Raw genomic sequence first — 12,991 nt, forward strand, 5'->3', positions numbered from 1 at the left:
AAAGAGAAAGCCCCTCCGGCTAGAGGAGAAGAAAGAAAATTAAAGATCCAAAAAGCAAAATCCAAAGTGTCGAAAAGAGCTGCACTGAGCGTAGTCGAAGTGTCGAAAAGTCGAAAGGTGAAAAAGTCCAAAGTTTGCAGTCATCTGCTCAAAGCCCTGAAAATAAACCATTATTCCAGCTCATAAAAGTTTTTGGTGAGCAAGTATAAATTAATCAATAAAAACAAACTTGTTAAATAATAAATAATCTGTATATTTGAATCTACTCACTTTAAAACCATTTTATTGTAATTATGATTATAGCCATAGACTTCGACGGAACCATAGTAGAGCAAAAATACCCGAAAATAGGACGAGAGATTCCATTTGCCTGTGCTACCTTAAAAATGCTGCAAGAAGAAGGACACCAATTAATATTATGGACCTACCGTTGTGGCAGGGAACTTGATCAGGCCGTTGAGTTTTGCCGGAGTAAGGGTGTTGAGTTTTATGCGGTGAATAAAAATTACCCTGAAGAGGTGTTCGACGAATCTATCAGTCGAAAAGTTAAAGCCGATTTATATATCGACGATTTGAATTATGGCGGTTTACCCGATTGGGGTGAAATTTATGCCGGTATTAATGGTGTTGAAACTAAGAATAAGCAGGTTAAGAGAAAGAAAGGATTTCGACTGTTTGGAAAAAGTTAATCTTTCTAATGATGCCTGTTGGCTAATCTAATAGAATGCTCTTTACTATTTGTAAAGGGCATTTTTTAGTTTAGCGTAAAGTCTGAGTATTTAAAACTTTACAATTGTTATTTTGTGAAATTCCCCCTGTTTATGGATTTAAAATTTCTGCATTTAACTATTTTAATTTCGTAATATGCACGTGAAAACCCATTCTAAAAGAAAGCATGAAAAAACTAATCTTCATTATTCTGTTTGTTTTGCAAATGGGACTCGTAAGTGCCGAAGAGTTTATCTTCGAAAAAATTACCAGCCAGCAGGGATTATCGCAAAACGATGTGAACTGTATATTTCAGGATCATAACGGCTTTTTATGGATTGGAACCAATGATGGTTTAAACCGATACGATGGTTACTCTTTTAAGACGTATCGGATAGATACTAATAAATCGAAGGGGGAAGGTCTTTCCAGCAACCTGGTGTTTCAAATAAAAGAGGATAAAAAAGGTCGTTTGTGGATTGCCACCTCTAACGAAGGGGTTTGTGTATTTAATTTATGCACCGAAGAATTTACTCAGATCAGGAATACATCCTCGAATCCGATTCGTCTGGCCGATAACAGAATATTGGATTTAGAATGCATGAACGATGGAAGCGTATGGATTGCAACAGAAAAAGGGGTGACAATTATTACCGAGCAAAATGGAAAGTTTGAAACGACTAATTTAATTTCGCTGGCTCAAACTCCTCTTGTTTCAAAGGCTTGTAATGTGGTAGTGGAAGATAATCAGGGGCGAAAATGCTTAGGACTACACGATGGATTAATAGTTTGCAAAACCAATAATACATTACTAGAATGCATAGAAATTGCCGGGCTCGAAGATTTTAATGTCAGATGTATTTTACCAGCTTACAATGGGTATATAATAGGAACAGGAGAAGGTCTTTTTTTTCTTGATAATGTAAAGGAAGATCTTGGCAAGAGTAAATTGATACAAATAAATGATTTACCAGCTACTGAGATTTATTTAGATGAGAGGAAAAATTTATTTGTGGCTTCGCAGCTTAAACTGTTGGTTTACTCTTGCGATTGTGCGAAGAATAAGTTTGTGCTGAATACTGAAATTAATCAGGGAAGAACAAAAGCCGATTTGAGTAGTAATATGGTAATGAGTATTTATGGAGACTCATCGGGAATTATATGGATTGGGACCAATGGCGGAGGACTGAACAAATACAATCCCAAACGAAAAAAAATCGGTCACTACAAGAATACCAGCCTGCCTGGTAGTCTTTCGAGTAATAAGATTAGATCGGTTTTTGAGGATAGCAATAAAAATATCTGGATCGGAACAGAAGGAGGGGGAGTAAACTTTCTGAACACCAGTAAAGGGAGAAATTTTGAGTCTGGATTTGAACACTATTTTGTGAACGAATATCAAGTTGAAAATAGAATCTACTCCATTATTGAAACCGATAAAGAAAATGGAGAGTCAGAGATCTGGGCTGGTGCCGCATTTCCGCAAACTTTAGAGTGTTTTAAAAATTCGGATCAACTGTCGCCAATAAGTAAGGAAGAACTATGCGATAAAATTTCTGCATCCATTTTTACCTCTTTAAAAGATAAAGATGGTAATATATGGCTGGGAACCTATGGATCGAAAGGTTTATATAAATATGAAAAGAAAGAGGGGAAATATCATTTACTAAATTACAAAGCAAAAGCAATTGAGGGAGGTTTATCGTCTAATATTATTCGTAGTCTTTTACAGGATTCTATGGGCAATATGTGGATAGGTACCGATGCAGGTATCAACCTTTTAACGGTTGAGGAGCTAAAAAAAGAAAAGCCATTTTTTAAAGTTTTCAGGAATAATAGAGCGGATAAAAACTCTTTAAGTAACGATTATATATTACCACTTTTTATATCCTCGAAAGGAGATTTATGGGCCGGAACAATGGGAGGTGGACTTAATCGTGTCAATTGTCATGAAACTATCGATTCCATTACGTTTACCCGATTTGATACCTCCGATGGATTTCCCAATAATGTGATTAAAGGAATTCTGGAAGATGAGGAGGGAAATTTGTGGATATCATCGAATAAGGGCTTAAGTAAGTTCAATACTGAGAACTACAGCATTATGAATTACGATGTGAGTGATGGTTTACAGGATAATGAGTTTAGTGAGCTGGCATGCTGTAAGCTAAGCGATGGAATGATGATTTTTGGAGGTGTAAATGGTTTTAATACTTTTTATCCCGAAGAGATAAATGCCGATATGATGCCACCTAAAGTTGCGTTTACCGATTTACAGGTGCTTAACAAATCTGTTAAAGTAGGCGAACTTGTAAATAAGCGAGAGGTTCTTACTAAGGCAATTAACCAAACCCAAAGGATAAAATTAAAATATTCGGAGAACAGTTTTGCCATTTATTTTTCGGCCTTACATTTTTCTGCTCCCACAAAAAACAAGTACAAATACATGCTCGAAGGTTTCGACGAAGATTGGATTATTAAAAATTCCGACGAGAGATTTGCCAAATACACCAGTCTTGATCCCGGAACTTATGTCTTTAAGTTGTATGCTTCCAATAACGATGGAATATGGTCTGAGAAAGCCCGTGAAATTGAAGTCCTTGTTGTGCCACCCTGGTGGAAAAGTAATGCTGCAATGGTAATTTATTTAATAGTGCTGGTTTATATTTTATGGTTTTTTCAGCGTTTCTCTTTTATCAGGATAAAACAGAAAAATGATCTTCTGATGGAACATTTCGAGAAAGAGAAAATTGAGGAATTAAATCAGATGAAATTTCGATTTTTTACGAATATATCACACGAATTCAGAACTCCACTAACTCTTATTATTGGTTCAGTGCAAAAATTGCTTCAGCGGGAAGAAGAATTATCGCCTAAGGCAAAAGCAAAATGTATGGCCATACAGCGAAACTCTGCACTTATGCTCCGATTAATAAATCAGCTGATGGATTTTAGGAAAATGGAGCACGATAAAATGAGTTTATCAGTAAGGCATTTAAATATAGTAGAATTGTTAAAAGAAATTTATTCTTCCTTTGCCGAGGTGGCTTCCAATAAAAATATTCAGTTCAATTTTTCGCTTAAGGAACAGGAAGCTTATGTATGGATTGATAGCGATAAAATTGAAAAAATAGTGTACAACCTACTCTCCAATGCCTTTAAATTTACAAAGGCAGGAGGACAAATTGATTTGATTCTTCACTTAGAAAGCAATCATATTCTTATTCAGGTTAAGGATAATGGCATAGGAATTCCCCAGGAAATGCAGCCTCATGTTTTTGAACGATTTTATCAGGGAGACAAATTAAAACAGGCCGATAGTAACGGAACGGGAATTGGCTTGTCTTTCTCAAAGGGACTGGCCGAATTACATGGAGGTGAAATTAGCTTTAACAGTGCCGAAGGAGTAGGTAGTTGTTTTGAATTAAAGCTTAAAAGGGGAAAAGAACATTACAAATTATCTGATCTTGAAAAAGATCAATCTGAAGGTGTAAAATCGATTGCCAAAATAAAAATGCTTGAAGAAACTTATACTTCTAAAGATCTGAAGAACGATTTTGATGCAAAACCAAATCATTACAAGCTCCTTATTGTGGAGGATAATGATGAATTGTTGAATTTTTTAAGCGAATCTTTTGGCGATTATTATGAGGTTTACAGGGCTATTAATGGCCAGGAGGGAATAAATATGGCCGAACAATATGATGTTGATATTATTGTAAGTGATGTTGCCATGCCTGTAAAAGATGGTTTTCAGCTTTGCAAGGAAATTAGAACTAAGGAACAAACCAGTCATATTCCTATTATTTTACTTACAGCCAAAACTTCGGCCGAAGATTCCATAAAAGGTTTTCAGCTGGGTGCCGATGCTTATGTACCAAAACCTTTCGATTTACAAGTGCTGGAAGCGCAAATTGCAAGTGTTTTAAAAAATAGAGATGAGCTAAAACAAAGATTCCGAAAATCAATAGAGATAACACCTTCGGAGGTGACCACAACATCTTTTGATGAGAAATTCCTGAATAAGTTACTTGTGATTATTGAAGATAACATCTCAAATTTTGAATTCTCGGTGGAGAAATTAGCAAGTTTATATGGTATGCCGCAGGTAAATATCAATAAAAAGTTAAAAGCATTAACCGGACATACGGCCAGTGCCTTTATTCGTAATGTTCGTTTAAAGCGCGCCTGCCAATTATTAAAAACCGGCAGATATACAGTTGCCGATGTAACTTATGAAGTTGGTTTTTCCGATTTAAAATATTTTAGGTCTTGTTTTAAAAAGGAATTTAAGCTTAATCCGTCGGAATATGCTAAGGAAAAAATGAAGCCTGAAAAATGAAAATAAAATAGAAAGAGTTAGTGAGTGCGGGCCATGAAATGAGATCATGGCCCGCATTTTTTTGTTTTTCACAAGCTGTTTTATCTCTTTGTAAATAAGGCTTTTTATACAATTACTCCCCCTGGATTGTAAAAAAATACCCCTCAAATTATCTTTTTAAAAAATTAAGAAAAAGCCGATTTTCGAAAACGTTTCCTTTCTCAAAAAAGACCCCATATATTCACACCCCTGGCTTTGCCAAAAATTACCCCCTTCTGAAAGAAATGCACAGGCTTATATTTGAGCATGATTAACTAAACTTTTAATTTTATGAAACAAAAGAAATTTTTCTATTTGCTAGGGAAGAAAAGTCAATTGGGACTTATTCTAACTCTATTGCTCATGTTTAACTTTAGTGCATTTGCGCAAAACCAAATACAAGGGCTTGTAACAGATGAAGAAAATTTAGCGCTTCCCGGCGTAACCGTAATTGTTAAGGGAACCACTAATGGTACCGTTACAGATATAGATGGAAAATACTCTATTTCTGCAAACGATGGAGATATTTTGGTATTTAGTTTTATTGGACTGGTAACTCAGGAAATTAGTGCCAAAGGATCAAATTTGAATGTACAAATGAAGAACGATGCTATTAGTCTTAATGAAGTTGTAGCGGTAGGTTACGGAGTTAAGAAAAAAAGTGTTGTTACCGGTTCTATTAGTAGTATGGATTCGGAGGATATCCTGCAATCCAGACCTGCAGATATAAATCAGGCTTTTACCGGACGTGCAGCCGGAGTCGTGGTTTCTCAATCTTCGGGTCAGCCAGGATCTAGTCCTAAAATTACAATTCGTGGAGTGGGTACCAATGGTAACTCAAATCCATTATATGTAATTGATGGTTTGCCAATGGACGATATGAATTCAGTGAATCCAAATGATATTGAATCACTACAGGTATTGAAAGATGCAACTTCGGCGGCTATTTATGGTGCCAGAGCTGCTAATGGTGTTATCTTAATTACCACTAAAAAAGGTAAAAAAGGTGAAACAACTCTTACGTACGACGGTTTTTATGGTGTACAGTCGGCTTTTAATCAGCCAGACCTGCTAAACACCGATGAGTATCTTACCTTAATGAAAGAGTATTATGCAAACGATGGATCTGAATATCCTGCATCAATGCCAACACAAAATAATGGTATTGATACCGATTGGTTAGATGCGATTACTTCTACAGCTCCGGTTCAGGAACACAATGTTACCGCAACCATGGGTAGCGAAAAAGGAAGTGTATTATTATCACTGGGCTATCGTAATCAGGATGGTATCATTGGTGGAGATTTGGATAAATCTTTCTTTAAGCGTTACAACGCCAGAATGAATGCCTCTTTTGATATTAACGAACATGTAACTGTGGGTGCTAATATCAACTTTACACATATCGATAAAGGTGGTATTGCAACTGGAACGAATGGATACAATGCTGTTTACTATGGTTTACTAATGGATCCTACGACTCCTGTTTATGGTGATGGTCAGGTTCCTGCGGATGAGAGTGGTTATGGAGTTACTTCTGTGCCATTTACCAGAATGTGGAATCCAATGTCATTTATGTCTATTAGTTCGAACGGATATAACAGAAGCGAAAGAGTATATGGTAATACTTATGCAAAAATTACGTTCTTAAAAGATTTTGTTTTTAAAACAGATTTTGCGGCTAATTTTAATAGCGGCAGAAGCAGAAGTTTTAATCCAAAATATTTCCACAACGCTTCTAGTTTTTCGGATGTTAACAGAGTAAATCAAAATTCATACGGCTCGGCCTTTTGGCAGTGGGAGAATACGTTAACCTACACAAAAGATTTAGGAGATCACCACATTACAGCTTTAGTAGGTACATCGGCTTCTGAGAATACCTATGAAAATTTAGGTGGTTCCAGAACTGCTTATCCTGCCGAAGCAGATACAAATGATAATTTCTGGTGGTTGAATTCTGGTAGCTCCGAGGGTGCTACTAACTACGGTACAGCAAATCCAGTACATACCATTTCTTCTTATTTTGGTCGATTGAGTTATAATTATCAGGAAAAATACATGGCCGAAATTGTAATGCGTCGTGATGGTAGTTCTAATTTTGGTCCAAACGATAGATATGCTGTTTTTCCTGGTGTTAGTTTTGGTTGGAATGTATCGAACGAGGATTTCTGGAACATTGAAAATTTTGATGTGTTAAAACTTCGTGCCAGCTGGGGACAGAATGGTAACGAGTCAATTAGTCCTTTCTCATATACATCAACAATTGCTAACGACCGATACTACACTCTTGGTGGGGGTTCTGTTATAACCGGATCTTCTCCTTCCAACCTGGTAAATCCTAATGTAAAATGGGAAACCAGTGAGCAATTAAATATTGGTGCAGATATGACTTTCTATAATGGTAAAGTAAGGGCGAGCGCTGATTATTATACTAAAACTACCAAAGACTTGTTGTTTAAGCGTACTGTAGAGGCTGTTAGAGGTAATGATGCTCCTTACTACAATTCCGGAGAGATTAAAAATACCGGTTTCGAATTCCAAATTGGATATAACTTTAAAGTAGGTGAAGTAGATTTTGCAGTTAATGCCAACGCTTCCTACCTTAAAAACGAAGTTAAAAAAGTGGGTAACGATAACGGATACGAAGAAGGTGGATATTGGAAAAACTCAACCAATGTAACTCGTATGCAGGAAGGATTACCTATCGGAACTTTCTGGGGATACAAGATTGATGGAATCTTCCAAAATGAATCTGAAATTAATAGTGTAATGTATCCAAATGCACAGCCTGGTGATTTTAAATGGCACGATACCAATGGAGATGGGGAAATTACTCCTGATGATAGAACAGATATTGGTAATCCATGGCCAAAATGGACGTATGGTGTAAGCATTAATGCAAAATGGAATGGTTTCGATTTTAGCATGATGATGCACGGAAAAGCCGATGTTGATGTATGGATGGCTCAGTATAGAGATGAGGCTTATGGTCGTTCAAACTTACCTGATTTCTGGTTAAACAGATGGCAAAAAGAAGGCGATAACAATGGAGTGCCAAGATTGACTTTAAACGATCCTAATAATAATGTTAGAAATGCTTCAGAATTTCATGTTAAAGATGCCTCTTTCTTTAAAATTGGAACTATGGAATTGGGATATACATTACCAAACAGATGGATCAATGCAGTAAAACTATCGAAAGTAAGAATTTATGCTGCTGCCGATAATGTGGCTGTATTTACCGACTATCCAATGTTCGATCCTGAAGTTGGTGCAATGGAAGGGAATATTCTGAATACAGGATTGGATTACTCAATGTACCCACAAGCAAGAACTGTAAGATTTGGTCTTAACGTAGGATTCTAATTTATATTACAACAGAAAATAAATTTAAACATATGAAACAAATAAAATATATATTCATGTTTGCAGTTTTGCTTATTGCTGCAGCATGTTCAGATTCATTTCTGGAGAATGATCCTGTGAATAAATCTACAGAGGATAGTTTTTATCAAACAGATGCGCAGATGTTTGCAGCTTTAATGGCAGCCTATGATCCTTTGCAATGGGGAGGAATTAGCAGCTCTGTTGTTCCTTTTAGCGAAATTCGTTCTGATAATATGAAAACCGGTGGCGGCGGACAGGGCGATCAGCCAGATGTACAGGCTTTGGAAGATTTTAAAAATAATGCTGTGAACTCGGCTTCCGATGGAATTTGGAAAAAGAACTATACAGGTATTTATCGCGCCAATTTAGTAATTAACTCAGAGTTTGAAAGTCCAGAAGCTGATGTTTACAAGGCGGAGGCAAAATTTTTAAGAGCATGGTACCATTTCGATGTACTAAGAACTTACGGACCATGTCCTACTGTTACAGAGACCATTTTCCCGGAAGATATGAGATTTGAAAGACAGGATCGTTCGGCGGTAAATGAGTTGATTATTAATGACCTAAAAGCTGCGATTCCAGTGTTGGAAATTGCTCATGATGCTTTTAATGTTGGTCGTATCACTCAGGCAGCTGCTCAGGCATTATTGGGTAAGGTGCTTATTTATAAGGCCGACTGGGATAATGATAACAAAGCAACGTTCGACGAGGCGGCGGGTTATTTACAATCTGTAATCGACAATCCAAATTATAGCCTTTTTACCGATTACACACAATTGTTTGTTCCTCATGCCGAAAATAATTCGGAATCTATTTTCGAGATTCAGCGCTCTACAAAAAGTGGTAAAAGCAATTGGAAAAAAGTAGATGAATTATCAGAAGGAAATTTCTGGGTTCAATTTTGTGGTCCTCGTGGATATCCAGGAAATGATTTGATTGATGGAGGATGGGGATTCTTACTTCCTCAAAATGATTTGATGGACTACTATTTACCTGATGATGTTGCCAGAAAAACGGCTGTTGCCTGGACTTACGATGAGTTGGTAACCGATGTGAATGCAGGAAGAGCTGAAGATCAGCAAATAGCATGGCAAACAGAACAGTATAATCAGTTAGATTTTGTGGGCTATGCACAGAAAAAATATTCTTCGTGGAAAGATTACGATTATATAGGTATCAAATTACTGAACAGACCCGGTAGTGAACGTATTATTCGTTTATCGGATGTGTATCTAATGTTGGCAGAGTGTAAGTTAAGAGGAACTTCGGCTGATGAGGCTGCTGCAAAAACGCTTATTAATGAAGTGCGTAAAAATCATGTTTATGGTGGTTCAGCTACTTTTGATGGGGTTGATGAGTTACTTGCAACTTATCCTTCAAGATTTAGTACTACCCTTGATGTACTTTGGTACGAAAGACGTGTTGAGTTAGCGGGAGAAGGCGACAGATGGTATGATTTGGTAAGAAGTGGAAGAGCGCCAAGTGTAATGGGTGCTATTTATCCTGGTGTAGACTGGAGCAAGCATATTTATATGCCAATAGGTCTTACCGAGCAAGGAAATTCGGGTGGTTCTTTAACCGAATATCCTAGCGAACCTTTACCACACTAATAAAAACTGGTGAGTAGATCAATAATTGTACAAAGCCAAACCAAACTAGTAAGGGTTTGGCTTTGTTACAAATGTTCTGCATATAATTGAAAATTAAAGAGTAATTGATAGATTAACAATGAAAAGAATAACTTTATTAGTATGTATTGTATCCTTTTTATTAGCCGGATGTGCTGAAAATAAAAAGGAAGAAGGCAAATATGCAGACAATTGGGAATCTCTTAAAAAATATGAGATCCCATCATGGTTTGAGGATGCCAAATTTGGCATATTTATCCATTGGGGACCTTATTCTGTACCAGCCTTCAGTAGTGAGTGGTATCCACGACAAATGTATCAGGATTCTATGCTCTGGCATCAGGTTGATCCGGCAAAATCAGAGAAAGGAACTCATCCTGTTTATACGCATCATGTAAAAACATACGGTCATCCTTCTATTTTTGGATACAAAGATTTTATTCCAATGTTTAAGGCCGAAAAATTCGACGCCAGAAAATGGGTGAACCTATTTAAAGCAGCAGGAGCAAAATATGTGGTTCCCGTGGCTGAGCATCACGATGGTTTTGCCATGTACGATTCTAAAGTTACCCGCTGGAACTCTGTAAAAATGGGTCCAAAACGGGATGTGCTCAAGGAATTAAAACAAGCTACAAAAGCTGCTGGTTTAAAGTTCGGGGCATCATCGCATTTTGCTTTTAACTGGGATTATTACAATCATGAAGATCGTTTTGATACTGGAAATCCGGAATTTGAAGATTTATATGGTCCGGCACATGATAGATATGCTCCTGTTAGCAAGGAGTTTATCGACTTGTGGTGGAGAAGAACGACTGATATCATAGATAACTATCAGCCGGATATTTTGTGGTTCGATTTTTATTGGGATCGTGCTGAATATGCACCTTATCATCCTAAGTTAGCTGCTTATTATTACAATATGGGATTAGATAATAATAAAGAGGTGGTTCTTCAGAGTAAAAATATGTATTACGAGTCTTTCCCCGAAGGAACAAACGTGCTGGATATTGAAAGAGGTAAGCTTTCCGATATCAGAAAAGATGCCTGGCAAACCGATACTTCTATAGGAAAAAACTCATGGTGTTATGTAAGTAATTGGGAAAGTAAATCGGCAAACGACTTACTAGATGATTTGGTTGATATTGTGAGTAAAAATGGTACAATGCTTTTAAATGTAGGGCCGAAAGCTGATGGTACAATTCCTCAGGATCAGCAAGATGTGCTTTTAGAAATGGGGGACTGGTTAGCGGCTAATGGCGAAGCAATTTATGCTACGCGTCCATGGAAAATTTTTGGCGAGGGACCCACAAAAGCCAGTGAAGGACATCATTCCGAAGGGAAGAATGCTTCTTTAACTTCTAAGGATATCAGGTTTACCAGCAAAGGGGATGTTTTATATGCCATAGCTCTTGATAATTCAGATAATGGAAGCTACACAATTAAGTCCCTGGCTATTGGAAACACATTAGAATCGCGAGCTGTAAAATCCATTTCTTTCCTTAGTGGTGCTAATGATTTAAACTGGAAACAAACAGCAAATGGATTACAAATAAAAGTAAAAGGAAAGACAGAGGAAGAGATCGCTTTGGTTTTTAAAATTCAATTTTAGAAAATAAAGCATGAAAAAATATAAATTCTTATTCGTAGTATTAGTCTTCTTATTTGTGCAATGTAAAAATAAGGATCGTAAGAAAATAGTAGTGCCAATTCAAGAGAATCAATTCGAATGGGTTTATAAACCTGCAGGCGATAGATATTTTGGTCCTGATACTGATTACTTAAAAGAGGGTGATTGGCATGATGAGTGGGTTGCGAACGATCATACTTTTGTAAAAGGAGCGGATGGGAAATGGCATATATTTGGTATTACGCATCCTTTGGTGGAGGCAAAGCCATTAGGGAAAGCAATACACGATGGAGAATATGCTTCTTTTCATGCAATGTCTTCTGCTAAAAGTTTTAAGGAGACTTTAAAAAAGCATCATTATAGCGATTTGCCTAAAATTTTGACTCCAAAGGATCGTCCGGGAGAGATTCTTGCAAACCATGCACCTTACATCATTAAAAAAGATGGTTTGTATCAGATGGTTTACGGGCACAGTCCTATTCGTTTGGCAGTATCTTCAGATTTGAACAATTGGGAGCCAAAAGGAAATTTATTTTCTGAAATTGAAGGAGATAAAAGTACAGAAACTTTGTTTGGGGATGCTCGCGATCCAAATTTATTGTATCATAATGGAACTTATTATATTGTATACTGTTCTACCAAATGTGTGAACATGAGAAAATCTACTGATTTTGTTCATTGGAGTGAGCCGTTTACTATTTTCACTACTAAAACTTTCGATCCGGAGTCTCCTTCCTTACTATTTCACAACAATACTTTTTATCTGTTTGTTTGCTCGTGGGATGGAGTTTGGGATCAAAAAGAAATAGTTGGAGCATATCAGCACAAAACCTACGTCTTACAGTCTGATGATCTTCTGAATTTTGGTACAGATCATGAAAAAGAAGTGGCAGTTTTAAATGCACATGCTCCTGAAATTTTTCAGGACGAAGACGGACAATGGTATATTTCGAGTGTTGAATGGCCCAATAGAGGAGTTAGTGTTGATAAGATGTTTTGGAAGTGATTGATTAGTTAGTTTTTATAATAAGGGATGTTTTAATTTATTAAGGCATTCCTTTTTTTGTATTCAGCTATCAGCTAGATTTGTGTTGTTCGTATTATCTGTCTTATTTGAGTTCCTTTTTTTTTTGAGATCCTGAAACGAGTTCAGGATGACTGCAAACTTTGGACCTTTTCACTTTTCCACCTTTTTACTTTTTCACTTTTCGACACTTTGGATTTTGCTTTTTGGATCTTTAATTTTCTTTCTTCTCCTCTAGCCGGAGGGGCTTTCTCTTT

Annotated in this window: 7 protein-coding genes; all 7 read left to right on the forward strand. The window is 36.8% G+C overall.

The features are described 5' to 3' along the window. A partial coding sequence (locus ACT3CE_RS18715; RefSeq protein WP_444711287.1) for a hypothetical protein occupies positions 1-186 on the forward strand: 186 nt, incomplete at its 5' end. 107 nt (positions 187-293) lie between these two features. Then, a complete protein-coding gene (locus ACT3CE_RS18720) occupies positions 294-689 on the forward strand; it encodes a BT0820 family HAD-type phosphatase (RefSeq protein ID WP_444711288.1) in 396 nt (131 codons plus the stop codon). A gap of 206 nt (positions 690-895) precedes the next feature. Then, a complete protein-coding gene (locus ACT3CE_RS18725) occupies positions 896-5,050 on the forward strand; it encodes a hybrid sensor histidine kinase/response regulator transcription factor (RefSeq protein WP_444711289.1) in 4,155 nt (1,384 codons plus the stop codon). Positions 5,051-5,359: 309 nt separating this feature from the next. Beyond that, a complete protein-coding gene (locus tag ACT3CE_RS18730) occupies positions 5,360-8,434 on the forward strand; it encodes a SusC/RagA family TonB-linked outer membrane protein (protein ID WP_444711290.1) in 3,075 nt (1,024 codons plus the stop codon). Positions 8,435-8,466: 32 nt separating this feature from the next. Beyond that, a complete protein-coding gene (locus tag ACT3CE_RS18735; RefSeq protein ID WP_444711291.1) occupies positions 8,467-10,065 on the forward strand; it encodes a RagB/SusD family nutrient uptake outer membrane protein in 1,599 nt (532 codons plus the stop codon). 118 nt (positions 10,066-10,183) lie between these two features. Next, entirely contained in the window at positions 10,184-11,692 is a 1,509-nt protein-coding gene (locus ACT3CE_RS18740; protein ID WP_444711292.1) for an alpha-L-fucosidase, read from the forward strand. Positions 11,693-11,702: 10 nt separating this feature from the next. Next, the gene (locus ACT3CE_RS18745; protein ID WP_444711293.1) at positions 11,703-12,716 is read left to right on the forward strand and encodes a family 43 glycosylhydrolase; all 1,014 of its coding nucleotides are present in this window, start codon (positions 11,703-11,705) and stop codon (positions 12,714-12,716) included. Positions 12,717-12,991 lie beyond the last annotated feature (275 nt).

The sequence above is a fragment of the Marinifilum sp. RC60d5 genome, assembly GCF_052400665.1.
In the GTDB taxonomy this organism is placed as follows: domain Bacteria; phylum Bacteroidota; class Bacteroidia; order Bacteroidales; family Marinifilaceae; genus JBQTGK01.